This is a genomic window from Enterobacter cloacae complex sp. 385G4 (assembly GCF_057320665.1).
In genome coordinates this window covers 184,252-207,709 of record NZ_JBXWDD010000005.1, presented here as the reverse complement: position 1 = coordinate 207,709, position 23,458 = coordinate 184,252, and the positions used below count along the sequence as shown (strand labels likewise).

Annotated in this window: 23 protein-coding genes and 1 other annotated feature; of the genes, 17 read left to right on the top strand and 6 right to left on the bottom strand. The window is 58.0% G+C overall.

The window, feature by feature from the left end; genetic code table 11:
• Positions 1 to 2 precede the first annotated feature (2 nt).
• Complete coding sequence (locus AC2FAJ_RS15585; protein WP_045630889.1) at positions 3 to 938, bottom strand: LysR family transcriptional regulator; 936 nt, start codon at positions 936 to 938, stop codon at positions 3 to 5.
• Between the two features lie 109 nt (positions 939 to 1,047).
• Here AC2FAJ_RS15585 and AC2FAJ_RS15580 point away from each other — a divergent pair, with 109 nt between their 5' ends.
• The 8 genes from AC2FAJ_RS15580 to AC2FAJ_RS15545 all read left to right on the top strand — a co-directional run bounded on the left by AC2FAJ_RS15580 (position 1,048) and on the right by AC2FAJ_RS15545 (position 9,233).
• On the top strand, positions 1,048 to 2,073 hold the full coding sequence (locus tag AC2FAJ_RS15580) for a zinc-dependent alcohol dehydrogenase family protein (protein ID WP_041911732.1): 1,026 nt from the start codon (positions 1,048 to 1,050) through the stop codon (positions 2,071 to 2,073).
• Between the two features lie 114 nt (positions 2,074 to 2,187).
• A complete protein-coding gene (gene yidA / locus AC2FAJ_RS15575) occupies positions 2,188 to 3,000 on the top strand; it encodes a sugar-phosphatase (RefSeq protein ID WP_047363227.1) in 813 nt (270 codons plus the stop codon).
• Between the two features lie 225 nt (positions 3,001 to 3,225).
• On the top strand, positions 3,226 to 3,915 hold the full coding sequence (gene dgoR / locus AC2FAJ_RS15570; RefSeq protein ID WP_003861109.1) for a D-galactonate utilization transcriptional regulator DgoR: 690 nt from the start codon (positions 3,226 to 3,228) through the stop codon (positions 3,913 to 3,915).
• Complete coding sequence (locus tag AC2FAJ_RS15565) at positions 3,912 to 4,790, top strand: 2-dehydro-3-deoxygalactonokinase (protein WP_041911730.1); 879 nt, start codon at positions 3,912 to 3,914, stop codon at positions 4,788 to 4,790. The genes dgoR and AC2FAJ_RS15565 overlap by 4 nt, the downstream gene beginning before the upstream one ends.
• Entirely contained in the window at positions 4,774 to 5,391 is a 618-nt protein-coding gene (locus tag AC2FAJ_RS15560; RefSeq protein ID WP_041911729.1) for a 2-dehydro-3-deoxy-6-phosphogalactonate aldolase, read from the top strand. The genes AC2FAJ_RS15565 and AC2FAJ_RS15560 overlap by 17 nt, the downstream gene beginning before the upstream one ends.
• Positions 5,388 to 6,536 carry a galactonate dehydratase gene (dgoD, locus tag AC2FAJ_RS15555; RefSeq protein ID WP_028014940.1) on the top strand — a complete coding sequence of 383 codons (1,149 nt, stop codon included), beginning with the start codon at positions 5,388 to 5,390 and terminating at the stop codon, positions 6,534 to 6,536. The genes AC2FAJ_RS15560 and dgoD overlap by 4 nt, the downstream gene beginning before the upstream one ends.
• Positions 6,537 to 6,614: 78 nt before the next feature.
• Complete coding sequence (locus AC2FAJ_RS15550; RefSeq protein ID WP_485454302.1) at positions 6,615 to 7,952, top strand: MFS transporter; 1,338 nt, start codon at positions 6,615 to 6,617, stop codon at positions 7,950 to 7,952.
• 51 nt (positions 7,953 to 8,003) lie between these two features.
• On the top strand, positions 8,004 to 9,233 hold the full coding sequence (locus AC2FAJ_RS15545) for a YidR family protein (protein WP_485454301.1): 1,230 nt from the start codon (positions 8,004 to 8,006) through the stop codon (positions 9,231 to 9,233).
• On the opposite strand, the gene AC2FAJ_RS15540 is transcribed toward AC2FAJ_RS15545, so the two are convergent.
• The gene (locus AC2FAJ_RS15540) at positions 9,230 to 9,562 is read right to left on the bottom strand and encodes a YceK/YidQ family lipoprotein (RefSeq protein WP_485454300.1); all 333 of its coding nucleotides are present in this window, start codon (positions 9,560 to 9,562) and stop codon (positions 9,230 to 9,232) included. The two genes, AC2FAJ_RS15545 and AC2FAJ_RS15540, sit on opposite strands and share 4 nt — an antisense overlap.
• A gap of 250 nt (positions 9,563 to 9,812) precedes the next feature.
• Positions 9,813 to 9,884 (top strand) — a sequence feature (ROSE (Repression Of Heat Shock gene Expression) occurs in the 5'-region of heat shock genes and acts as an RNA thermometer to modulate expression.).
• Between AC2FAJ_RS15540 and ibpA the strand changes: the two genes are divergently transcribed.
• From ibpA to AC2FAJ_RS15525, 3 genes are all read left to right on the top strand, one after another.
• Positions 9,878 to 10,288 carry a small heat shock chaperone IbpA gene (gene ibpA, locus AC2FAJ_RS15535; protein ID WP_008500162.1) on the top strand — a complete coding sequence of 137 codons (411 nt, stop codon included), beginning with the start codon at positions 9,878 to 9,880 and terminating at the stop codon, positions 10,286 to 10,288. Its footprint overlaps the feature before it by 7 nt.
• A 136-nt stretch (positions 10,289 to 10,424) precedes the next feature.
• On the top strand, positions 10,425 to 10,853 hold the full coding sequence (ibpB, locus tag AC2FAJ_RS15530) for a small heat shock chaperone IbpB (RefSeq protein WP_028014943.1): 429 nt from the start codon (positions 10,425 to 10,427) through the stop codon (positions 10,851 to 10,853).
• 129 nt (positions 10,854 to 10,982) lie between these two features.
• Positions 10,983 to 12,644, top strand: coding sequence for a putative transporter (locus tag AC2FAJ_RS15525; RefSeq protein WP_028014944.1), 1,662 nt, complete (start codon positions 10,983 to 10,985; stop codon positions 12,642 to 12,644).
• Here AC2FAJ_RS15525 and AC2FAJ_RS15520 read toward each other — a convergent pair.
• Positions 12,612 to 13,358, bottom strand: coding sequence for a GntR family transcriptional regulator (locus AC2FAJ_RS15520; protein ID WP_028014945.1), 747 nt, complete (start codon positions 13,356 to 13,358; stop codon positions 12,612 to 12,614). The two genes, AC2FAJ_RS15525 and AC2FAJ_RS15520, sit on opposite strands and share 33 nt — an antisense overlap.
• Positions 13,359 to 13,579: 221 nt before the next feature.
• On the opposite strand from AC2FAJ_RS15520, the gene AC2FAJ_RS15515 reads away from it, so the two are divergent.
• The 4 genes from AC2FAJ_RS15515 (at position 13,580) to AC2FAJ_RS15500 (ending at position 17,298) form a co-directional block, all read left to right on the top strand.
• Positions 13,580 to 15,202: an alpha-glucoside-specific PTS transporter subunit IIBC gene (locus tag AC2FAJ_RS15515; protein ID WP_485454299.1), complete on the top strand. Its 1,623-nt coding sequence runs from the start codon at positions 13,580 to 13,582 to the stop codon at positions 15,200 to 15,202.
• The gene (locus AC2FAJ_RS15510; RefSeq protein WP_041911724.1) at positions 15,199 to 16,521 is read left to right on the top strand and encodes a 6-phospho-alpha-glucosidase; all 1,323 of its coding nucleotides are present in this window, start codon (positions 15,199 to 15,201) and stop codon (positions 16,519 to 16,521) included. The genes AC2FAJ_RS15515 and AC2FAJ_RS15510 overlap by 4 nt, the downstream gene beginning before the upstream one ends.
• 92 nt (positions 16,522 to 16,613) lie before the next feature.
• Complete coding sequence (locus tag AC2FAJ_RS15505; protein WP_028014948.1) at positions 16,614 to 16,961, top strand: YidH family protein; 348 nt, start codon at positions 16,614 to 16,616, stop codon at positions 16,959 to 16,961.
• Positions 16,951 to 17,298, top strand: coding sequence for a DUF202 domain-containing protein (locus AC2FAJ_RS15500; RefSeq protein ID WP_045630897.1), 348 nt, complete (start codon positions 16,951 to 16,953; stop codon positions 17,296 to 17,298). Before AC2FAJ_RS15505 ends, AC2FAJ_RS15500 begins: the two co-directional genes overlap by 11 nt.
• Positions 17,299 to 17,333: 35 nt before the next feature.
• On the opposite strand, the gene dsdA is transcribed toward AC2FAJ_RS15500, so the two are convergent.
• Together dsdA and dsdX are read right to left on the bottom strand one after the other, a co-directional pair.
• A complete protein-coding gene (dsdA, locus tag AC2FAJ_RS15495; protein WP_045630898.1) occupies positions 17,334 to 18,620 on the bottom strand; it encodes a D-serine ammonia-lyase in 1,287 nt (428 codons plus the stop codon).
• A gap of 17 nt (positions 18,621 to 18,637) precedes the next feature.
• Positions 18,638 to 19,975, bottom strand: coding sequence for a D-serine transporter DsdX (dsdX, locus tag AC2FAJ_RS15490; protein WP_045630899.1), 1,338 nt, complete (start codon positions 19,973 to 19,975; stop codon positions 18,638 to 18,640).
• Between the two features lie 204 nt (positions 19,976 to 20,179).
• On the opposite strand from dsdX, the gene dsdC reads away from it, so the two are divergent.
• Together dsdC and AC2FAJ_RS15480 are read left to right on the top strand one after the other, a co-directional pair.
• Entirely contained in the window at positions 20,180 to 21,106 is a 927-nt protein-coding gene (dsdC, locus tag AC2FAJ_RS15485; protein ID WP_060571967.1) for a DNA-binding transcriptional regulator DsdC, read from the top strand.
• Positions 21,107 to 21,190: 84 nt separating this feature from the next.
• Complete coding sequence (locus tag AC2FAJ_RS15480; RefSeq protein WP_485454298.1) at positions 21,191 to 22,279, top strand: glycoside hydrolase family 5 protein; 1,089 nt, start codon at positions 21,191 to 21,193, stop codon at positions 22,277 to 22,279.
• On the opposite strand, the gene emrD is transcribed toward AC2FAJ_RS15480, so the two are convergent.
• Positions 22,182 to 23,366 (bottom strand): multidrug efflux MFS transporter EmrD, encoded by a 1,185-nt coding sequence (gene emrD, locus AC2FAJ_RS15475; protein ID WP_039024559.1) that lies wholly within the window; start codon positions 23,364 to 23,366, stop codon positions 22,182 to 22,184. The genes AC2FAJ_RS15480 and emrD overlap by 98 nt on opposite strands.
• Positions 23,367 to 23,458 lie beyond the last annotated feature (92 nt).

Here is a 23,458-nt window from a genome sequence, read left to right as displayed (position 1 = left end):
TTTTAGCGCGGCTTTTTTATGGGCGCAGGAATGTCCAGCGACATCGCCGCCGGTAAACGGCTCGCCAGCGCATCTATGGCCATTCTTACCCTCAGGGGCAGGTACGGCGTCTGTTGCCAGACGGCATGGACGTCAAAATGGACATCCGGCGCCTGCTTAAAGAGCGGGACAAGCTTTCCCTGATGAATTTCTTTGATGGCCATCCAGCAGGGGAGCCAGGCAATGCCGTGCCCGGTCACCGCCGCGTCGCAGATGGCCTGCAAATCATCCATATTGAGTGATGACCGCGGCGTAAACGTGCGCGGCGTTCCGTCGCTGTCCATAAGCTGCCAGGATAGCACGCGGCCTGCGCGCAGATAGTTAATGGCCGCGTGCCGGGATAAATCATCCACAGCGTCTGGATGACCTCTTTTTTGCAGATAGTCGGGCGAGGCGCACAGGACCATGCGGTGTTCTCCCAGCTTTCTGGCCACCAGCACGCTGCTGTCCTGCAGCGTGCCGTTACGTACCGCCATATCGAAGCCTTCCTCGACCAGATCCACCACGCGGTCGCTGAACGACATTTCAAGCTCAAGCCCAGGGTGTTCCTGCGCCAGTTCAATCAGCAGCGGCGCGACGCACTGGCGTCCAAACAGCACCGGCATGGCAACACGAAGCCGACCGTTGATCTGATGTTTCCCCGTTTCCAGCAGGGATTCCGCGCTCCTGATCTCCTCCAGCGCGCGCAGGCAGCGCTCGTAGAACAGGGCGCCGTTATCGGTGAGCCTCTGGCTGCGGGTGGTGCGCTGAAACAGCCGCACTCCCAGACGTTCCTCAAGTCGAGCAATGCTTTTACCCACCGCAGAGCGCGACAGGTGCAGGCGAACTGCGGCCTGCGCAAAGCTTCCTGCCTCCACGGCAGCGACAAAAACAGGAATATCTTTCAGCGTATCGGTCACGGTTTGTATCCATTCAGGCGTCAATGAATAGAAAACTTATCGTCACTGGTGACGAGGAGTCAACGGTAGACTGTCATTACTGAAGCTTATCTGATGGCAGGAGGAAAAAATGACAGAGACAATGCAGCGCTGGTCAATGAACGCCCTCGGGCGCGAGAATCTCAAACTCATTCATGAATCGGTTTCACAGCCAGGCCCCGGTGAGGTTTGCGTGCGGGTAAATGCCGTTGCGCTCAACTATCGCGATAAAATGGTCATCGAAGGCACGATGCCGATTCCGCTTTCCTTCCCGTTCACCCCGGCGTCTGACATGGCGGGCGTGGTGGACAGCGTAGGTGAAGGTGTCACGCGTTTCAAACCCGGCGCTCGCGTCATTTCAACCTTCTTCCCGGAGTGGATCGACGGCAAGCCGCAGGCAGACGCGCGTGATTTGCCCTACAAAACGTCCGGCGGCTATTTCCAGGGCATGCTGGCCGAATATGTGGTTGTAAATGAAAACGCGCTGGTAGCCTCTCCGGAAACTCTGAATGACGCAGAGGCCAGCACGTTACCCTGCGCAGGGCTTACCGCCTGGTTCGCGCTGGTGGAGCGGGGTCAGCTCCGCGCCGGGCAATCGGTGCTGGTACAGGGGACGGGCGGCGTGGCGATTTTCGCCCTGCAAATTGCAAAAGCGCACGGCGCAGAGGTTATTGTCACGTCCGGGAGCGATGAAAAGCTGGCGCTCGCCAAAAAACTGGGCGCCAGTCAGGGCGTCAACCGCCTGAAAAGTGACTGGGCTGAAGAAGCATTGGCGCTGACTCAGGATCGCGGCATCGACCATATTATCGAAACCGTAGGTGGGGAAAACCTGAAGCATTCCCTGCGTGCCGTTGCCGTTCATGGGCGTATCTCCGTCATTGGCGTGCTGGCCGGGACTGATATTTCGCTGCCTGCTGGTGAGCTGCTGCTGAAATCCCCCGTCATTCAGGGGATTGGCGTGGGACACCGCCGGGCGCTGGAGGATTTCGTCCGCGCTGTTGACGTCACGGGACTGAAGCCGGTGATTGAGCATCGCTACCGTTTTAACGAGCTTGAACAGGCCCTTGAACATCTGGATCGCGGCGCATTCGGTAAAATCGTTCTCACCCGCGAGTAAGTCGTCGTTCCCCGGTTAAGCGTAAAAGGGGTGTTTCTGTTGCGCAATGTAGCTCTATTTTTGTGTGCTTAATCGCGTTAGCATGAGGTAGCACTCATTTATCCCGGGGAACTCATGGCTATCAAACTCATTGCAATCGATATGGACGGCACGCTGCTGCTGCCAGACCACACTATCTCTCCTGCCGTTAAAAACGCGATCGCCGCCGCACGAGCGAAGGGCGTGAATGTGGTTCTGACCACGGGGCGTCCATATGCGGGCGTACACAGCTACCTGAAAGAGCTGCACATGAATCAGCCGGGCGATTACTGCATCACCTATAACGGCGCGCTGGTGCAGAAAGCCGCAGACGGCAGCACGGTTGCGCAAACTGCGCTGAGCTATGATGACTACCTGTTCCTCGAAAAACTGTCCCGTGAAGTGGGCTCCCACTTCCACGCGCTCGATCGCAATACGCTCTACACCGCCAACCGCGATATCAGCTACTACACGGTGCATGAATCCTACGTTGCGACCATTCCGCTGGTGTTCTGTGAAGCCGAGAAAATGGATCCGGCGACGCAGTTCCTGAAGGTGATGATGATTGACGAGCCGGAGATCCTGGATAAAGCCATCGCGCGCATTCCGGCGGAGGTAAAAGAGAAGTACACCGTGCTGAAAAGTGCGCCATACTTCCTCGAAATCCTCGATAAACGCGTCAATAAGGGCACCGGCGTGAAATCACTTGCTGATGCGTTAGGGATTAAGCAGGAAGAAATCATGGCGCTCGGCGACCAGGAGAACGACATCGCGATGATTGAATTCGCGGGCGTTGGCGTGGCAATGGATAACGCCATTCCTTCGGTGAAAGAGGTGGCTGATTTCGTCACCAAATCCAACCTGGAAGACGGCGTTGCCTACGCGATCGAGAAGTTTGTGCTGCAGTAACGCTTATTTTCAATCATCAGCCCCGGTTATCAACCGGGGCTTTTTTTGCCCTGAATTTATCGAATTGTTCTTTTTGTGATCTTGATTGTAGTACAACATTAACTGATTGTACTACATTGTCACCACGGCAAAGACGAATGGCCTCACGTTTGTACTGCAAAAGTGAGGCGAAATTCAGCGGTCGCGGTAAAGTAGTGATGGACATACAGAGCACAAGGACTCTCCATGACTCTCAATAAAACCGATCGCATCGTTATTACGCTGGGCACCCAGATTGTGGGCGGTAAATACGTTCCCGGTTCGCCGCTCCCCGCAGAGGCTGAACTGTGCGAGGAGTTTGAAACCTCGCGCAACATCATCCGGGAAGTGTTCCGCTCGCTGATGGCGAAGCGGCTGATTGAAATGAAGCGCTATCGCGGCGCGTTTGTTGCTCCGCGCAACCAGTGGAACTACCTCGATACCGACGTGCTGCAGTGGGTGCTGGAAAACGACTACGACCCGCGGCTTATCGGCGCGATGAGTGAAGTTCGAAACCTGGTGGAGCCGGCAATTGCGCGCTGGGCGGCGGAACGCGCGACCTCCGGTGATTTGGCCCAGATTGAATCGGCTTTAAACGACATGATCGCCAATAACCAGAACCGGGAGGCGTTCAACGAGGCGGACATTCGCTACCACGAAGCGGTGCTGCAGTCGGTGCATAACCCGGTATTACAGCAGCTTAGCGTGGCGATCAGCTCGCTACAGCGAGCGGTATTTGAACGTACCTGGATGGGTGATGAGGCCAACATGCCAAAAACGCTCCAGGAACATAAAGCGCTGTTCGATGCGATACGGCATCAGGACGGCGATGCGGCAGAGCAGGCGGCACTTACCATGATTGCCAGCTCGACACGAAGGCTGAAGGAAATCACATGACATCTCGCTACATCGCAATTGACTGGGGATCGACCAATCTGCGCGCCTGGCTTTATCAGGGCGAGCAGTGCCTGGAGAGCAGGCAATCAGAAGCAGGCGTGACGCGCCTGAACGGTAAATCCCCCGAGGCGGTGTTAGCAGAGGTCACACAAAACTGGCGCGACAGCGCCACGCCGGTGGTAATGGCGGGAATGGTGGGCAGTAACGTAGGCTGGAAAATTGCACCTTATCTGCCGGTTCCCGTCCATTTCTCCGCTATTGGCGAGCAGTTAACGTCCGTTGGCGACAATATTTGGATTATTCCCGGTTTGAGCGTCTCTCGCGACGATAACCACAACGTGATGCGCGGGGAAGAGACGCAGCTGCTTGGCGCGCGCGCTCTCTCTCCTTCTTCTGTCTACGTCATGCCCGGCACGCACTGTAAGTGGGTCCAGGCTGACGCTGAGCAAATCCACGATTTTCGCACCGTAATGACCGGCGAGCTGCACCATTTGCTGCTCAACCATTCGCTGGTCGGGGCCGGTTTACCTGAGCAGGAATCCTCGTCAGAGGCGTTTTCCGCCGGGCTTGAACGTGGGATCGCCTCCCCTGATGTGTTGCCGCAGCTTTTTGAGGTTCGCGCCTCGCACGTGCTGGGACTTCTCCCGCGCGAGCAGGTCAGCGAGTTTCTCTCCGGCCTGCTGATTGGCGCAGAGGTCGCCAGCATGCGTGAGTTCATCGCGCACGAGCAGGCCATTACGATTGTCGCAGGCGCATCGCTAATGTCGCGCTACGAACAGGCATTTCGCGCCGTTGGGCGTGATGTTTCGACGGTATCCGGCGACACGGCATTTCAGGCAGGAATAAGGAGCATCGCTCATGCAGTGGCAAACTGATCTTCCCCTTATCGCGATTTTGCGCGGCATCACGCCCGATGAGGCGTTAGACCACGTCGGCGCGGTTATCGACGCCGGATTCGACGCGGTAGAAATCCCGCTCAACTCGCCCGACTGGGAAAAAAGCATTCCGGCCGTGGTCGAGGTTTTCGGCGATAAGGCGCTGATTGGCGCAGGCACCGTGTTACAGCCTGAGCAGGTCGATCGGCTGGCAAAGATGGGCTGCAGGCTTATCGTCACGCCCAATATTCAGCCTGAGGTGATCCGCCGCGCGGTGGGTTACGGCATGACGGTCTGCCCGGGCTGCGCCACCGCCACGGAAGCCTTTACTGCCCTTGATGCGGGCGCGCAGTCGCTCAAAATTTTCCCGTCATCGGCTTTTGGACCGGACTACATCAAGGCGTTGAAAGCGGTATTGCCCGCCAGCGTGCCGGTCTTTGCCGTGGGCGGCGTAACGCCAGAAAACCTGGGCCAGTGGATGAGCGCTGGCTGTGTGGGCGCAGGGTTGGGTAGCGATCTTTATCGTGCTGGACAGTCCGTGGAACGTACCGCACAGCAGGCGGCAGCATTTGTGAAAGCGTATCGAGAGGCAGTGAAATGAAAATAACCAAACTCACCACGTACCGTTTACCCCCGCGCTGGATGTTCCTGAAAATCGAAACCGATGAAGGGGTTGTAGGCTGGGGCGAACCGGTGATTGAAGGGCGCGCGCGCACCGTTGAAGCGGCAGTACACGAGCTGGGCGAATACCTGATTGGTCAGGATCCGGCGCGCATTAACGACCTGTGGCAGGTGATGTACCGCGCGGGCTTCTACCGCGGTGGTCCGATCCTGATGAGCGCCATCGCCGGTATCGACCAGGCGCTGTGGGATATCAAAGGTAAAGTGCTTAACGCGCCGGTCTGGCAGCTTATGGGCGGCCTGGTGCGCGACAAAATCAAAGCCTACAGCTGGGTAGGCGGCGACCGTCCTGCGGAAGTGATCGACGGCATCACGCAGTTGCGCAATATCGGCTTTGACACCTTCAAGCTCAACGGCTGCGAAGAGATGGGCGTTATCGACAATTCGCGTGCGGTAGACCGGGCGGTCAATACCGTGGCGCAAATTCGTGAAGCCTTCGGTAACGAGATTGAGTTTGGCCTGGATTTTCACGGCCGCGTCAGCGCGCCGATGGCCAAAGTGCTGATTAAAGAGCTTGAGCCGTATCGCCCGCTGTTTATCGAAGAGCCGGTGCTGGCCGAGCAGGCGGAGTACTATCCGAAGTTAGCTGAACAGACCCACATTCCTATCGCGGCGGGCGAACGGATGTTCTCACGCTTCGAGTTCAAACGCGTGCTCGAAGCGGGCGGCATTGCCATCCTGCAGCCGGACCTCTCGCACGCGGGCGGCATCACCGAATGCTACAAAATTGCCGGGATGGCAGAAGCTTACGATGTGGCGCTGGCGCCGCACTGCCCGCTCGGCCCAATCGCGCTGGCGGCCTGCCTGCACGTCGACTTCGTCTCCCGCAATGCGGTGTTCCAGGAACAGAGCATGGGGATTCACTATAACAAGGGCGCGGAACTGCTCGATTTTGTGAAAAATAAAGAAGACTTCTGCATGGAAGGCGGTTTCTTTAAACCGCTTACGAAGCCGGGCCTTGGCGTGGAAATTGACGAAGCTAAAGTCATTGAGCTGAGTAAGAATGCGCCGGACTGGCGAAACCCGCTGTGGCGTCATGAGGACGGCAGCGTAGCGGAATGGTAATCGCCATCCCGTAGACCCGGTAAGCCTCCGGGCAAAAATCATACATACAAAAATATAACCCTCTGTAAATTACAGGGCATGGTGAGCGGCTTCGCTATGCCCAAAATCTGGAGACAGATTGCGATGGATATTCCAGTTACCGCTACAAAAATCGGGCGTCGCCGCTACCTGACGCTGATGATGATCTTTATTACCGTGGTCATTTGCTATGTTGACCGCGCCAACCTTGCCGTGGCATCGGCCCATATTCAGGAAGAGTTTGGCATCACCAAAGCGGAAATGGGCTATGTCTTCTCGGCGTTTGCCTGGTTGTATACCTTATGCCAGATCCCCGGCGGCTGGTTTCTTGACCGCGTGGGTTCACGTCTGACCTACTTTATCGCCATATTAGGCTGGTCCGTGGCGACCCTATTCCAGGGCTTCGCCACCGGGCTGATGTCGCTGATTGGCCTGCGTGCCATCACCGGGGTTTTCGAAGCGCCCGCGTTTCCGACCAACAACCGTATGGTGACCAGCTGGTTCCCGGAACATGAGCGCGCGTCCGCCGTTGGTTTTTACACCTCTGGCCAGTTTGTCGGCCTGGCGTTCCTGACGCCGCTGCTGATCTGGATCCAGGAGCTGCTGAGCTGGCACTGGGTGTTCATCGTCACCGGCGGGATTGGCATTATCTGGTCGCTAATCTGGTTCAAGGTTTACCAGCCGCCGCGTCTGACCAAAAGTATCACCAGGGCCGAGCTGGACTACATCCGCGACGGTGGCGGTCTGGTGGATGGTGATGCACCGGTGAAAAAAGAGGCGCGCCAGCCGCTGACCAAAGCGGACTGGAAGCTGGTCTTCCACCGTAAGCTGGTGGGCGTGTATCTGGGTCAGTTCGCGGTTACTTCTACGCTATGGTTCTTCCTCACCTGGTTCCCGAACTACCTGACCCAGGAAAAGGGGATCGCGGCGCTGAAGGCGGGCTTTATGACCACCGTGCCGTTCCTCGCCGCATTTTTCGGCGTGTTGCTCTCCGGCTGGCTGGCCGATAAGCTGGTGAAAAAAGGGTACTCGCTGGGCGTGGCGCGTAAAACGCCGATTATCTGCGGCTTGCTGATCTCAACCAGCATCATGGGTGCCAACTACACCAACGATCCGGTGTGGATTATGGCCCTGATGGCGGTGGCGTTCTTTGGTAACGGTTTCGCCTCTATCACCTGGTCGCTGGTGTCGTCCCTTGCGCCGATGCGGCTGATTGGCCTGACCGGCGGTGTGTTCAACTTTGTCGGCGGACTGGGCGGGATCACCGTACCGCTGGTCATCGGCTACCTGGCGCAGGACTACGGCTTCGGCCCGGCGCTGGTCTACATCTCTGCCGTGGCGCTGATCGGGGCACTCTCCTACATTCTGCTGGTGGGCGATGTGAAACGAGTAGGCTAATACCTGCGGATGTTTTACCCTGATGCACTCACCGTGCATCAGGGTATCCTCATGAAACAAATCACCTTCGCTTCCCGCAACCACCAGCTGACCAATATCAATACCTGGACGCCGGACAGCCAGTGGCTGGTCTACGACGTGCGCCCGTCAGGCGCGTCATTTACCGGCGAAACCATTGAGCAGGTCAACGTCGTTACGGGTGAGGTGGAGGTGGTCTATCGCGCCACTGACGGCGCGCATGTCGGCGTGGTGACCGTTCATCCGGCACAGGACAAATACGTCTTTATCCACGGTCCGAAAAACCCGGATGCTGGCTGGCACTACGATTTTCATCATCGTCAGGGTGTGATTGTGCATCACGGTCAGGTGAGCAACCTGGACGCGATGGATATCACCGCGCCTTATACCGCAGGCGCGCTGCGCGGCGGCAGCCACGTGCACGTCTTCAGCCCGAACGGGCAGTTCGTCAGCTTCACCTATAACGACCATGTTTTACATGAGCGCGATCCGAAGCTCGATTTACGCAACGTCGGCGTGGCGGCACCGTTTGGCCCGGTGAACCCGCAGGGGAATCATCCACGTGAATATTCAGGCACGTTCTGGAGCGTGCTGGTCAGCCGCACAACGCCCAACCCGCAGCCGGGCAGCGATGAAATCAACCGCGCCTACGAAGAGGGCTGGGTGGGCAACAACAGGCTGGCGTTTATCGGCGACACCCTCTCCGTGCAGGGCGAAAAAGTGCCTGAACTGTTTATTGTTAACCTGCCAGAAGGCGAGCAGGGCTGGAAACAAGCGGGCGATGCGCCGCTGCAGGGCACCCCAGACACCCTGCCAGCGCCGCCTGCCGGGGTGAAGCAGCGTCGTCTGACCTTTACCCACCAGAGGGCCTACCCGGGTCTGGTGAACGTGCCGCGTCACTGGGTGCGCAGTAACCCCCAGGGGACGCAGATCGCGTTTCTGATGCGGGATGATAACGGCATTGTGCAGCTGTGGCTGATCTCTCCTGAGGGCGGCGAACCGCGCCAGTTGACGCGCACCGGGAGCGGTATTCAGTCTGCGTTTAACTGGCACCCTTCCGGGAACATGCTGGGATTTGTGCTTGAAAACCGAATCGCCTGCTGTGACGCGAAGACTGGAGAAGTGACGTTTTTGACGTCCGATCACGGCAATCCGCCGTCTGCTGATGCGGTCGTGTTTTCCCCGGACGGGCGCTTTATTGCGTGGATGCAAGAGACGGGCGGTTTCCGTCAGCTTTGGGTAACGGAAACCGCGCAGGACTAGCGCGGCGGCATCTCAGCGGGCGGGATAACGGCGTTTGTCGCCAGATTTTCCTGCTCGCTTTTCTCTACCCGTGAGCGCACGGAATCGTCCTTACGGAATACATCCCACGGCAGCAGAAGCGTATCCGCCACTGCTGTAAAGGGCATATCCAGAATAACCAGGGATTTGGTGCCCCAGTTCGTATCGTCATCGGAGATCATCGCCGCGCTGGCGCGCGTCCCCGGATATGTTCCTTCTTTACCGCCGGTGTGAGACATCACGCTCGAACACCCGCAAAGTAAAACCGCCCCGCTGAACGTCGTCAGCTTTATCAGAACATTTTTCATCATCACTCAGTCATCGTTAATGGCACTGCATAGACCTGCAACTCAGGGTTATAGCGAGCCTTATCCGAAATGAATAGCCCGATAACCCCGCACTGTGGCAGCCATCGCAATTAAACTCTTTGTGCTGTTGTCCCAGAGTCTATGCGACAACCAGCAAAGTGCAAAAAAATCTCGCCTAAATAGTCTTGAAAAGCCCGGTTCCAGACCCATTTTAAGAATGTGACCCGATAACGAACACGCCTGATGGGTGCTCGGGGGCGCAAAGGCCTGTCCATGGTGGAAGGCTACAATTTCTCGCTGATTTCAGGAGCATTATCTATGCGTAACTTCGATCTTTCTCCGCTATACCGTTCTGCAATTGGTTTTGACCGCCTGTTTAACCATTTAGAAAATAACCAAAGCCAGAGCAACGGCTACCCTCCATACAATGTTGAGCTGGTTGACGAAAACCACTACCGCATCGCCATTGCCGTCGCCGGTTTTGCAGAAAACGAGCTGGAAATCACCGCGCAGGACAACCTGCTGGTGGTGAAAGGTTCCCATACGGCCGAGCAGAAAGAACGTACCTACCTTTACCAGGGCATCGCCGAGCGCAACTTTGAACGCAAGTTCCAGTTAGCCGAGAACATTCACGTTAAAGGCGCGAACCTGGTTAACGGCCTGCTGTTTATCGAACTGGAACGCGTGATTCCGGAAGAGAAAAAACCGCGCCGTATCGAAATTAACTAATTACGCGGGTCGCGCGAGCGACCCACCCGGACTTGCTTGCCGTAACGGGAGCATATGCGAATCCATCAGGATTTGCAGGAACAACTGTGCACAAAATTAAACTGTGCCGAACTCGCTTCTCAGAAGGAGATTTAGTATGCGTAACTACGATTTATCCCCCCTGCTGCGTCAGTGGATTGGTTTTGACAAACTGGCTAATGCCCTGCAAAGCACCACCGAGCAACAGACATTTCCGCCGTACAACATTGAAAAAAGCGACGATAACCACTATCGCATCACCCTTGCGCTGGCCGGGTTCCGCCAGGAAGATCTGGATATCCAGCTTGAAGGCGCGCGCCTGACCGTGAAGGGTACGCCGGAAAAACAAGAGACCGAAACCCGGTGGCTGCACCAGGGTCTGGTTAATCAGCCGTTTAGCCTGAGCTTTACCCTGGCAGACCATATGGAAGTGTCCGGTGCGACGTTTACCAACGGGCTGCTGCATATCGATCTTATCCGTAACGTGCCGGAAGCCATCGCGCCGCAGCGTATCGCCATTAGCGAGCGGCCGGCGTTGAACAGCTAATCCGCTTTACTCACAGACTGCACAAAGCCCTGCTCCGGCAGGGCTTTTTTGTGCGCCATCGCCCATACAACCGCATCCGGCTCTGAGAAAATCCTTGTTATAACTAAGGTTATGCCAAGGATGTGGATCATGAGTGATATCGCGTTAACCGTAAGCGTTTTGGCCCTGGCCGCGGTTGTAGGGCTATGGATTGGCAATATCAAAATCCGTGGCGTCGGGTTTGGAATTGGCGGGGTGCTGTTTGGCGGCATTTTTGTCGGGCATTTTGCTGACAAGCTCGGGCTGGTTCTCAGCGCCGATATGCTCCACTTTATTCAGGAGTTCGGCCTGATCCTCTTCGTCTACACCATCGGGATTCAGGTAGGGCCGGGCTTTTTCGCTTCCCTGCGCGTCTCCGGGCTACGGCTCAATCTGTTTGCCCTCGGCATTGTGGTGATGGGCGGGCTGGTCACCGCGATCCTGCACAAAATCTTTGCTATCCCGCTGCCCGTGGTGCTGGGCATTTTTTCCGGGGCGGTTACCAACACGCCAGCGCTCGGAGCCGGGCAGCAAATCCTTCGCGATTTGGGCATTGAACCCGGCATTGTCGACCAAATGGGGATGAGCTACGCCATGGCCTATCCGTTTGGGATTTGCGGCATTCTGCTCTCCATGTGGCTGGTCCGCGTCCTGTTTCGCGTTAACGTCGACAAAGAGGCGAAGGATCACGAAACCACGCTCACCAATGGCCACATGCCGATCAAAACCATCAACATTCGCGTCGATAACCCCAACCTGAACAATATGGCGATTCAGGACGTACCGATCCTGAACAGCGCCAATATTATCTGTTCCCGCCTTAAGCGCGACGACGTGCTGATGGTGCCTGCGCCCGGCACGATGATCCAGCAGGGTGACCTGCTGCACCTGGTCGGCCAGCCGGGGGATTTAAACAACGCGCGGCTGGTGATTGGTCAGGAAGTGGATACCTCGCTTTCGACTCGCGGCACCGATATGCGCGTGGAGCGTGTTGTGGTGACCAACGAGCACGTTCTGGGCAAGAAAATACGCGATCTGCAGGTAAAAGAGCGCTACGACGTCGTAATCTCCCGCCTCAACCGTGCGGGCGTTGAACTGGTTGCCAGCCCGGAGGCCAGCCTGCAGTTCGGGGATATCCTCAACCTGGTCGGACGCCCGTCGTCCATCGACGCCGTGGCGGATATGGTAGGCAACGCCCAGCAAAAACTGCAGCAGGTGCAGATGCTGCCGGTGTTTATCGGCATCGGGCTTGGCGTGCTGCTCGGCTCTATTCCGCTGTACGTGCCGGGCTTCCCGGTGGCGCTTAAGCTCGGCCTGGCGGGCGGGCCGCTGATTATGGCGCTGATCCTCGGGCGTATCGGCTGTATCGGGAAGCTCTACTGGTTTATGCCGCCGAGCGCTAACCTGGCGCTGCGCGAGCTGGGCATCGTGCTGTTCCTGGCGGTTGTCGGGCTGAAGTCCGGCGGGGATTTTGTCGATACCCTGGTCAAGGGCGAAGGGATGAGCTGGGTCGGCTACGGCATCTTTATCACGGCGATCCCGCTGCTGACGGTGGCAATCCTGGCGCGGATGTTCGCCAAAATGAACTACCTGACGCTGTGCGGCATGCTGGCGGGCTCCATGACCGACCCGCCAGCGCTCGCTTTTGCCAACAACCTGCACGCCACCAGCGGCGCGGCCGCGCTCTCCTATGCCACCGTCTACCCGCTGGTGATGTTCCTGCGCATCATCACCCCGCAGCTACTGGCGGTGCTGTTCTGGGGGATGGGCTAACAGCTCTTCCGGGTGGATGCGCCGCAGATGGTAGTCCACCTGGTAATCGCTGGTATTTCGGAACATCACGGAATAATTGAGGAACTCGCCGCTGTCGCTGTAGGAGAGAGAGGTAATTCGCAGCAGCGGCGTCTGTTCCGGCAGATTCATATAACCGGCCAGCTGTTTATCTGCCAGCACCGGCGTCAGGCTCTCGTAGTTGCCGCTGATGGTGATCCCGCACTCCTTCTCAATGTAATCAAACTTAGACCCCTCAAGATGCGCCAGCGACAGGTTGCGGAACAGCTTCACCGGCATAAAGCTATCTTCCAGCATCAGCGGCTTTCCGTCCACGTAGCGCACCCGCCGTGAAAAGTAGATCCGCTCATCCACCTGGATCCGCAGCTGGCTGGCGATGGCGGGCGGGGCGGGCATCACTTCGAACTGCAGCACCTTGCTCTGCACCTCTTTTCCCTGCTGACGTAGTACCTCCACCAGCCCGGTCAGGTTAGTGGTTTCGTGGTGAACGTCTTTGCGCGAGACAAACGTTCCGCTGCCGTGCCGGCGCTCAACCAGCCCCCAGCTCACCAGCAGATCCAGCGCCTTGCGGATGGTCATGCGCGCCACGCCAAACTCCTGCGCCAGCGCTTTTTCACCAGGCAGCGGGCTGCCGATGTTGTAGTCCGATGAATTCAGCCGCAGCCGCAACCTGTCAGCAATTGATTTGTAGATCACCAGTAGACCTCTTTGCCCTTATCAGGGCGTGGAATGCGTCCTGACATGTCCATATTTAACTCAAAAAGTAGACCTGATTGGTCAAAATAAAACCATGAATGCGATCACGAATCGCAGCGGCACGCCATGTCCGTGCATCAGTAACTTCTTATGCTCACCTCAGGCCAGCACAAAACCATAAAGGCCTCTACCCCTACAGGTTGTTACGTGAGGATTTAAAAATGCTCAGTCAAATACAACGTTTTGGCGGTGCCATGTTTACCCCGGTGTTGCTGTTTCCGTTTGCCGGGATCGTGGTGGGAATCGCCATCATGCTTCGCAACCCGCTGTTTGTCGGCGAAGCCTTAACCGCCCCCGATCATCTTTTCGCGCAGATCGTTCACATCATTGAAGAGGGCGGCTGGGCGGTGTTTCGCAATATGCCGCTGATTTTTGCCGTCGGCCTGCCGATTGGGCTGGCGAAGCAGGCCCAGGGCCGCGCCTGCCTGTCGGTGCTGATTAGCTTCCTGACCTGGAACTACTTCATTAACGCGATGGGCATGACCTGGGGGCCTTTCTTTGGCGTCGACTTCTCCGCCGAACCGACGGCGGGAAGCGGGCTGGCGATGATTGCCGGGATCAAAACACTCGATACCAGCATCATCGGCGCCATCGTGATCTCAGGCATCGTCACCGCCATCCACAACCGCTATTTCGACAAGCCGCTGCCGGTCTTTCTGGGGATTTTCCAGGGCAGCTCGTTTGTCGTTATCCTCGCGTTCTTCGTGATGATCCCCTGTGCCTGGCTGACGCTGCTGGGCTGGCCGAAAGTGCAGATGGGCATCGAATCCCTGCAGGCGTTCCTACGCTCTGCCGGTGCGCTGGGCGTGTGGGTGTATACCTTCCTGGAACGCATTCTGATCCCAACTGGCCTGCATCACTTCGTCTACGGTCCGTTCATCTTCGGCCCGGCGGCGGTGGAGGGCGGTATTCAGGTCTACTGGGCGCAGCATCTGCAGGAATTCAGCCAGAGCACCCTGCCGCTGAAGACCCTCTTCCCGGAAGGTGGCTTTGCACTGCACGGCAACTCAAAAGTGTTTGGCTCGGTCGGGATTGCCTTCGCTATCTGGTACACCGCGTCGCCAGAAAATCGCGTCAAGGTGGCGGGCCTGCTGGTTCCGGCCACGCTCACCGCCGTGCTGGTGGGCATTACCGAACCGCTTGAGTTCACCTTCCTGTTTATCTCGCCGCTGCTGTTCGCCGTGCACGCCGTGCTGGCGGCCACCATGGCGACGGTGATGTACGCCTTCGGCGTCGTGGGGAACATGGGCGGCGGCCTGCTGGACCAGTTCCTGCCGCAAAACTGGATCCCGATGTTCCATAACCACGCCTCGACGGTGTTCACCCAGATCGGCATTGGCGTCTGCTTCACCGGCATCTACTTCGTGATCTTCAAGACGCTGATTGAGCGTCTGAACCTGAAAACGCCGGGCCGGGAAGAGAGCGAAATCAAACTCTACAGCAAGGCCGACTATAAGGCGGCGCGCGGGCAAACCACCGCCCCGGCGGCGGCCAGCCAGCAGGTTGGGCAAGCCGCCGGATTCCTGCAGGCGCTCGGCGGTGCAACAAATATCGAAAGCATCAATAACTGCGCCACCCGCCTGCGTATCGCGCTGGTGGATATGGCGAAAACCCAAAGCGACGACGTCTTCAAAGCCCTGGGCGCACACGGCGTAGTGCGACGCGGCAACGGCATTCAGGTGATTGTCGGCCTGCACGTTCCTCAGGTGCGCGACCAGCTGGAATCGCTGATGAAAACTCCTTTAACAAATGAACAAACCACCCTGACAGAGGCTATATCATGAAAAAATTCTCAGTTGTCATTGCAGGCGGCGGCAGCACCTTTACGCCTGGTATCGTCCTGATGCTGTTAGCCAACCGTGACCGTTTCCCGCTGCGCGCCCTGAAGTTCTATGACAACGATGGCGCGCGTCAGGAGACCATCGCCGAAGCGTGCAGAATCATCCTTAAGGAGCAGGCCCCGGAGATTGAATTCAGCTACACCACCGATCCTAAAGCGGCGTTTACCGATGTGGATTTCGTGATGGCGCACATCCGCGTGGGCAAATACCCGATGCGCGAAAAAGATGAAAAAATCCCGCTGCGCCACGGCGTGCTGGGCCAGGAAACCTGCGGACCGGGCGGTATCTCTTACGGCATGCGCTCTATCGGCGGCGTGCTGGAGCTGGTGGATTATATGGAACAGTACTCCCCGAACGCGTGGATGCTGAACTACTCCAACCCGGCGGCGATTGTCGCAGAAGCCACGCGCCGCTTGCGTCCGAACGCTAAAATCCTCAACATCTGCGATATGCCGATCGGCATTGAAGGGCGCATGGCGCAGATTGTCGGCCTGAAAGACCGCAAAGAGATGCGCGTGCGCTACTACGGCCTGAACCACTTCGGCTGGTGGACGTCGATTGAAGACCTGAACGGCACCGATCTGATGCCGAAGCTGCGCGAATACGTGGCGAAAAACGGCTATGTTCCGCCTTCGGAAGATGCGCATACCGAAGCGAGCTGGAACGATACCTTTGCCAAAGCTAAAGACGTGCAGGCGCTGGATCCGGACACCATGCCGAACACCTACCTGAAGTATTACCTGTTCCCGGACTACGTGGTCGCGCATTCCAACCCGGAACGGACCCGCGCCAATGAAGTTATGGATCACCGTGAGAAGCATGTGTTTAGCGCCTGTCGGGCGATTATCGAAGCCGGCAACTCCGCCGCCGGTGAGCTGGAAATCGACGAACATGCGTCGTACATCGTCGATCTGGCGACTGCGATTGCCTTTAACACCCAGGAGCGGATGCTGCTGATAGTGCCAAACAACGGTGCCATCCATAACTTTGACGCCGACGCGATGGTGGAGATCCCGTGCCTGGTGGGCCATAACGGACCGGAGCCGCTTACGGTGGGCGATATTCCGCACTTCCAGAAAGGGCTGATGAGCCAGCAGGTGGCGGTGGAAAAACTGGTGGTGGATGCCTGGGAGCAGCGCTCGTACCAGAAGCTCTGGCAGGCCATTACCCTGTCGAAAACCGTGCCGAGCGCCTCCGTCGCGAAAGCGATTCTGGATGACCTGATCGAGGCCAACAAAGAGTACTGGCCAGAGCTGCATTAATCGTCCTGACCGGCATCGCCCGATGCCGGTCTCCTTGTCCTTGTCGATTTACGCTATGCTGAAGCCTGCCCGTAGCACGACAAGGAACCTCCATGAAAATTTCCCGCCTCGGCGAAGCGCCGGACTACCGCTTCTCTCTGGCTAATGAACGCACGTTTTTAGCGTGGATCCGCACCGCACTGGGCTTTCTGGCCGCAGGTGTTGGCCTTGACCAGCTCGCCCCCGATTTTGCCACGCCGCTGATTCGTGAAGTGCTGGCGCTGCTGCTGTGCCTGTTCGCGGGCGTGCTGGCTATTTACGGCTACCTGCGATGGCTGCGCAATGAGAAGGCGATGCGCCTGAAGCAGGATCTGCCCTATACGCGCGGGTTGCTCATCATCAGCGTGATTCTGCTTGCGGTGGCGGGCGTGGTGATGGGGCTGGTGTTCTATGGCGGATAGCCGCAAAGCGCGGCGCGAAGCGGACCCCGGCCTGCAGCCGGAGCGGACGTCGCTGGCCTGGCTGCGCACGCTGCTGGGGTATGGCGCGCTGATTGCCCTGGCGATCAAGCACAACTGGCACCGAACCGGGGTGCCATTCTGGATCTCTATTATTGTGCTGGCGCTGGTGGCCATCATTTTATGGCGCTATACCCGCAGCCGTAATCTGATGGACGTGGCGCAGAACGACTTTGTCCAGCCGAAGGCGGTGAGGGATAAGTTCCTGATCGCCCTGGCTGTGCTGTCTCTGTCTTTACTCTTCGCAGTGACTCACATTCAGCAAATTGTGAGCTTTTAAAGCCCGGTGGCGGCTACGCCTTACCGGGCCTACGATTAATGGCCTTTTGCTAAATACTTCGCCATCTCGTCTTCCGGCACCATGCCGCCGCCGGTCGCCCACACCAGGTGGGTAACGCTGGCATCTGAAGGCACGCGCAGCGGCCCGGCCATCCCCGCCAGCGCGGACGGTTCCAGCCGAATGCCTTCCTCCTGCGCCAGCCAGCCGAGCATGTCGTACATGCTCTGATCGGAAAGCGTATAGAACCCGTCAAGCAGGCGCTCCATCGCGCGGCCCACGAAGCCGGACGCACGTCCTACCGCCAGCCCGTCCGCTGCCGTCACGTTATCAATGCCAAGGTCCTGTACGGCAATCTCGTCGTGCAGGCCGGTGTAGACGCCCAGAAGCATGCACGGGGAGTGCGTGGGCTCCGCGAAGAAGCAATGGACGTTGTCACCAAAGGCCAGCTTCAGGCCAAACGCCACCCCACCGGGGCCGCCGCCGACGCCGCACGGCAGGTAGACGTACAGGGGGTGCTCGGCATCCACCACGCGGCCCTGTTCGGCAAACTGCGCCTTCAGCCGCTCGCCTGCCACCGCGTAGCCCAGGAACAGGGTGCGGGAGTTTTCATCGTCAATGAAGAAACAGTTCGGATCGCTTTCTGCCGCTTTGCGTCCCTGCTCCACCGCCACGCCGTAATCCTGCTCATATTCCACGACGATGACGCCGTGGCTGCGCAGTTTGGCTTTCTTCCACTCGCGGGCGTCGGCGGACATATGCACCGTCACCTTAAAGCCGATGCGGGCGCTTATGATACCGATGGACATCCCCAGGTTGCCGGTTGAGCCCACCGCAATGCTGTACTGGCTGAAGAAGTCCTTAAAGCGCGGCTCCAGCAGAACGCTGTAGTCGTCTTCAACGCTCAGCAACCCGGCGTCCAGCGCCAGTTTTTCCGCGTGGGTCAGCACCTCGTAGATGCCGCCGCGCGCTTTAATCGAGCCGGAGATCGGCAGATGGCTGTCTTTTTTCAGCAGCAGACTGCCGGGAATGGGTTTGCCGGACTCTTTCGCCAGCCGCGCCTGCATTGCCGGAATGGCGACCAGTTCGGATTCAATAATCCCGCCCGTTGCCGCCGTTTCCGAGAAGGCTTTCGCCAGATACGGCGCAAAGCGTTTCAGGCGAGCGTGCGCGTCGTCCACGTCGGCTTTGGTCAGCCCGACATGCGGCAATCCTTCCGCCAGCGTTGTGGTACGCGGGTTAATCCATGTGGTTTCTTTCAGGGCAATCAGATCCTCAACCAGAGGAAACTGTGCGGTTAAAGTGGTGATAGTTGCGTTTTCCATAATACGTCTCTTCGCGCTCAGATAATGAAAGAAAGCAGGAATGTGCCGCCAAGTGCAAGCACCGAGGCGATAAACGTCGCCGTCGTATAGTATTTGAAGGTCTCATTCAGGGTCGCGCCGCAGTATTGCTTCACCAGCCAGAAGAGAGAATCGGTCACGATCGTGCAGCCAATGGCGCCGGAACCGATGGCAATGGTGATGATCTCCGGGCTGACGTTCGGGTAGAGCGGCAGCATCGGCGCGACGATGGCCGTGGCGCCCATCATCGCGACCGTGGCGGAGCCTACGGCGGCATGCAGCACCAGCGCCACCAGCCAGGCGAGCAGGATAGGGTGCATGTGCAGGTTCGAGAGAATTTGCGCCAGCGAGTCCGCCAGTCCGCTGGTTTTCAGGATGGCGTTGAACGCGCCGCCCGCGCCGATAATCAGCAAAATGTTGGCGATAGAGCCAAAGCCGTGCTCCGTATGGGTCAGCATTGCGCCCATGCCCATGTGCTGGCGGATGCCCAGCAGGTAGTAGGCGACAAACACGGCGATGAACATGGCGGTGATCGGGTTGCCGATAAACTCCAGCAGCGTATACAGCGTGCCCTCTTTTGCCATATTCAGCTCGGCAATGGTTTTCACCAGCATCAGGGCAATTGGCAGCAGCACCGTGAACAGGGTAGCGCCCAGCGACGGCAGGGTGTGCTCTTCCCGCACCTTCAGGTCTGAAAATTCCGCCGGAACCGGCTTAAACGGCAGACGGTTGCCCAGCAGTTTCAGGAACAGCGGGCCGCCGACCAGCGAGGCCATCAGGCCCACCAGCAGACCGTAGACAATCACCGTCCCGACGTCCGCCCCTAATTTATTGGTCACAAACAGCGCGGCCGGATGCGGAGGCACCACGCAGTGCACCGCCATCAGCGCGGTACAGAGCGGAATGGCCAGCTTGAGCAGCGACGTGTGGGTCTTTTTGGCGATGGAAAACGCCAGCGGGATCAGCAGTACCACGCCCACTTCCACGAACAACGTAATGCCGCAGATCAGGCCCACCAGCACCATAATCACGTCTGCTGACAGCCAGCGGCAGCGCTGCAGCGTAATGCCAATGCGTTCCGCCGCGCCGGAGACTTCCATCATTTTGCCGAGAATGGTGCCCAGACCAATCACCGCCGCCAGGAAGCCCAGCGTACCGCCAATCCCGCTCTCAATGGCGTTCACCATATCCAGCGGGCTCATCCCCATCATCGCGCCAACGAAAAAGCTCGCCAGCAGCAGCGCGAGGAACGGGTGAAACTTCAGTTTTACGATGGTTAAAACAATCAACACAATGCTGACCAGCAGCGTTGCCACAACCCAGACCTGAGATCCCATATCTCACCTCACCCTTATGTCATCTGTGGGTATTGGACGAAAAAACGGCGGGGGCTGACAAACGATATAAATTGGCGTTCAGGTGAGCCAGATTGGATCAACTGAGTGACTACGCTCTAAAAAGTGCACTTAATTCGTATTAGGTTCACATAAATTCACCCTTGAGCGGTATGCTGAGCGCAGAAACCCCGCGTGAGAATTGTGATGACCGATGCAAATGAAGCCAGAAACCGGCTGCTAAACGGCTGGCAGCTGTCGAAAATGTATACCTTTGAAGTGGCTGCCCGGCATGAGTCCTTCGCGCTGGCGGCGGAGGAGCTGTCGCTCAGCCCCAGCGCGGTGAGCCACCGCATGAACCTGCTCGAAGAAGAGCTCGGTATTCAGCTGTTTGTCCGTTCGCACCGTAAAGTCGAGCTGACGCAGGAGGGAAAGCGCGTTTACTGGACGCTAAAATCGTCCCTCGACACCCTGAATCAGGAGATCCTGGACATCAAAAACCAGGCGCTGTCCGGCACGCTGACGGTCTACTCCCGCCCGTCGATTGCCCAGTGCTGGCTGGTACCCATGCTGGGCGACTTTACCCGCCGCTACCCGTCGATTTCACTCACCATCCTGACCGGCAATGATTACGTCAATATGCAGCGAACGGGTGTCGATCTGGCGCTCTATTTCGACGATACGCCGCCAAACCATCTGTCTCATCACTTCCTGATGGACGAAGAGATTTTGCCCGTCTGCTCGCCGCAGTATGCCCGCGAGCATGAGCTGCTGAAAAACCCCGATAATCTCAATCACTGCGCATTACTCCACGATCGTCAGGCCTGGAGTAATGATTCTGGTACGGATGAGTGGCTGAGCTGGGCGCAGCATTTTGGGGTAAATATGCCGTCATCGTCGGGCATTGGCTTTGATCGGTCGGATTTGGCGATTATTGCGGCCATCAACCACGTCGGCATCGCGATGGGGAGAAAGCGGCTGGTGCAAAAACGGCTTGAACGGGGCGAACTGATCGCCCCGTTTGGTGACAAGACCCTGAAATGCCATCAGCACTACTATGTCTCGACGCTTTCTGGCCGTCAGTGGCCGAAAATAGACGCCTTTATCGGCTGGCTGAGAGAACTGGCAGGTTGAAGAATTATTACGCTTTCGCGCTACACCAAATGTGAAAAAGCGTGCTAAATACAGGTAATGCTTTCGATTTATCCAGGGTAAACCGTGCTAAAGCCTCTCATTGCTACCGCGTTACTGATCTCTTCCGGCTGGGCCATTGCCGCTGAGCCGCCGCTGACGGCTGCCCACTATGCGCAGCAGCTGGGCGTCGGGATGGATGTGGACTGGGCGCGCACCGAGCGCGGCATACGCGAGTTCGACCCGCTGGTGGTGCGCGATTTTCGCGCAAAAGGCATTACTCACGTGCGCATTCGCGTGGCCGATGAGCCGACGGAAGCGCGGCTGATCCACCTGCGCAAGCTGGTGGAAGCCTGTGAGCAGTATGGCGTGATCCCGATTATCGCTTATCAGGCCGATGAATATAAAAACGACCCCAAAGCCGATAACGAGAAAGAGACGATCAACTGGTGGATTGCCGTGGCGCACTATTTCGGCCAGAGCTATCCGCTGCTGGGTTTTGACCTCATTTATGAGCCAGCCGACAAGCTTAACCACAACCTCGCGTCGTTAAACCGCGTGTATGAAAAAACCATTAAAGCGATCCACGACATCGACCCGCAGCGCATGATTTTCATTGCGCCGCGCCTGCGTGCCGCGCCGGAGGATTTATCCGGCCTGAAGCTGCCTGCGCACAGTCAAAACTACCTGCTGGCGGAGTGGCATATTTTCCCGTGGGGGCCGCTGAAAAATAGCGGTAAATACCCGTGGACGTCCGGCACGGCGGCGGAGAAGGCGGCTATCCGTAACCGCATCAGCACCGCGCTGCGCTGGCAGCAAAAAACCGGGCACGTCAGTTGGGTCGGGGGCTGGGGCGTGGGGGAGTCAAACCACCTCACGCCAACCGCTTCGCAAATGGCCTTCGCCACCTTTATGGCCTGCGAGCTGCAAAAGGCGAAAATCCCGTATGCGCTTAACGCGGATTTCCAGTTTTACGACGGGGAAGAGGGGGCCTGGCGGCCTGCGCCGGAGCCGTTATTGCAGGCGATGATTACGCCCGTCTGTGAAAAGCCCGGCGAGAAGCCGGGCCATCATGCGGTTAAACCGGCTGCTCGTGATGCGGAACGCGCGACGACAGCGGCAGCCAGCACAGTAAAATCAGCAGCCCCATTAGCGTCATCAGCAGGCCCAAACTAGCCTGCCCGGTCTGCGGCATCATGGCGGAGAGCCAGGCCAGCGCGCCGGAACCGATGTTCTGCAAACCGCCCACCAGCGCGCCCGCCGTGCCGGCGAGGAACGGGAACGGCTCCATCGCGCCGCTGGTGGCGAGCGGGAACAGCATTCCCGCGCCGAAGAAGAACAGCGCCGCCGGAATCAGCAGCGTCCAGACGGTCATCACGCCAAACAGCCCCGGGATCCACATCATCAGACCCGCCAGCAGGCAGCTGATCACGGCCTGCCACATCAGGGTTGAAAAGCGTTTGTTCTGACGCCCGGCAAACCAGGCGCCAAAGAACGCCGCCGGGATCGGCAGAATAAACAGAATGCTCACCACCATGCTGCTCAGGCCCAGACCCGCGCCCAGCAGCACGCCGGAGCAGGCTTCGAACACTGCAATACCCGCCAGGCCGCCGATCAGCATCAGCAGGTAGCAGGTAAACGCGCCGTTGCCGAACAGCGTCTTATAGCTTGTGAGAAGCTTCGTGCGCGGCGCGTCTTTTGGACGGGTTTCCGGCATCCAGCGCGCCATGCTGAAGGTGACAATTACGCAGAGCACCAGCAGAAAGGCGTAACAGGCGCGCCAGGACCACATTGTGTCCAGCAGGCCGCCAATCAGCGGAGCGAGAAGCGGGCTGACCAGAATGCCCATATTTAACAGGCTGTTGGCGTGGCGGAGCTGGGTGCCCTGATACATATCGCGCGGTAAGGTTCGCGCCATCACCCCGCCGACACCCGTCCCAACGCCCTGCAGTGCGCTGGCGGCAATCAGTACGGTCAGGCTGTGGGTGGTAATGGCAATCACCGTCGCTACCATGAAAATGCTCATGCCCACCAGGATCACCGGGCGACGCCCGACGCGGTCGGAGAGCGGGCCGTAGAAGAGCTGTGAAACGCCATAGGTCAGCAGGTAGGCTGCCATCACGCTCTGCACCGCGCCTTCGCGGACGTTCAGTTCCTTTGCCATGTCGGCAATCGCCGGAATGTAGATGGTTTGCGCCATCTGACCGACGGCCACCAGTAACACCAGCATCAACAATAAGTTAACGTTCCTTTGCTTTTTCATGTCGCTGAATACTTTTGCCAAAAGAGAGAAATGAAGAATAAGTGACTACGCATTCCCATAAATGCGCGAGGAATCTACCACAGACAGATGAC

What these genes read in the sequence shown, in the direction of transcription:
- AC2FAJ_RS15580 (WP_041911732.1), top strand. Translation starts at nt 1,048, where the DNA reads ATGACAGAGACAATGCAGCGCTGGTCAATGAACGCCCTCGGGCGCGAG.
- yidA (WP_047363227.1), top strand. Translation starts at nt 2,188, where the DNA reads ATGGCTATCAAACTCATTGCAATCGATATGGACGGCACGCTGCTGCTG.
- dgoR (WP_003861109.1), top strand. Translation starts at nt 3,226, where the DNA reads ATGACTCTCAATAAAACCGATCGCATCGTTATTACGCTGGGCACCCAG.
- AC2FAJ_RS15565 (WP_041911730.1), top strand. Translation starts at nt 3,912, where the DNA reads ATGACATCTCGCTACATCGCAATTGACTGGGGATCGACCAATCTGCGC.
- AC2FAJ_RS15560 (WP_041911729.1), top strand. Translation starts at nt 4,774, where the DNA reads ATGCAGTGGCAAACTGATCTTCCCCTTATCGCGATTTTGCGCGGCATC.
- dgoD (WP_028014940.1), top strand. Translation starts at nt 5,388, where the DNA reads ATGAAAATAACCAAACTCACCACGTACCGTTTACCCCCGCGCTGGATG.
- AC2FAJ_RS15550 (WP_485454302.1), top strand. Translation starts at nt 6,615, where the DNA reads ATGGTGAGCGGCTTCGCTATGCCCAAAATCTGGAGACAGATTGCGATG.
- AC2FAJ_RS15545 (WP_485454301.1), top strand. Translation starts at nt 8,004, where the DNA reads ATGAAACAAATCACCTTCGCTTCCCGCAACCACCAGCTGACCAATATC.
- AC2FAJ_RS15540 (WP_485454300.1), bottom strand. Translation starts at nt 9,562, where the DNA reads ATGATGAAAAATGTTCTGATAAAGCTGACGACGTTCAGCGGGGCGGTT.
- ibpA (WP_008500162.1), top strand. Translation starts at nt 9,878, where the DNA reads ATGCGTAACTTCGATCTTTCTCCGCTATACCGTTCTGCAATTGGTTTT.
- ibpB (WP_028014943.1), top strand. Translation starts at nt 10,425, where the DNA reads ATGCGTAACTACGATTTATCCCCCCTGCTGCGTCAGTGGATTGGTTTT.
- AC2FAJ_RS15525 (WP_028014944.1), top strand. Translation starts at nt 10,983, where the DNA reads ATGAGTGATATCGCGTTAACCGTAAGCGTTTTGGCCCTGGCCGCGGTT.
- AC2FAJ_RS15515 (WP_485454299.1), top strand. Translation starts at nt 13,580, where the DNA reads ATGCTCAGTCAAATACAACGTTTTGGCGGTGCCATGTTTACCCCGGTG.
- AC2FAJ_RS15510 (WP_041911724.1), top strand. Translation starts at nt 15,199, where the DNA reads ATGAAAAAATTCTCAGTTGTCATTGCAGGCGGCGGCAGCACCTTTACG.
- AC2FAJ_RS15505 (WP_028014948.1), top strand. Translation starts at nt 16,614, where the DNA reads ATGAAAATTTCCCGCCTCGGCGAAGCGCCGGACTACCGCTTCTCTCTG.
- AC2FAJ_RS15500 (WP_045630897.1), top strand. Translation starts at nt 16,951, where the DNA reads ATGGCGGATAGCCGCAAAGCGCGGCGCGAAGCGGACCCCGGCCTGCAG.
- dsdA (WP_045630898.1), bottom strand. Translation starts at nt 18,620, where the DNA reads ATGGAAAACGCAACTATCACCACTTTAACCGCACAGTTTCCTCTGGTT.
- dsdX (WP_045630899.1), bottom strand. Translation starts at nt 19,975, where the DNA reads ATGGGATCTCAGGTCTGGGTTGTGGCAACGCTGCTGGTCAGCATTGTG.
- dsdC (WP_060571967.1), top strand. Translation starts at nt 20,180, where the DNA reads ATGACCGATGCAAATGAAGCCAGAAACCGGCTGCTAAACGGCTGGCAG.
- emrD (WP_039024559.1), bottom strand. Translation starts at nt 23,366, where the DNA reads ATGAAAAAGCAAAGGAACGTTAACTTATTGTTGATGCTGGTGTTACTG.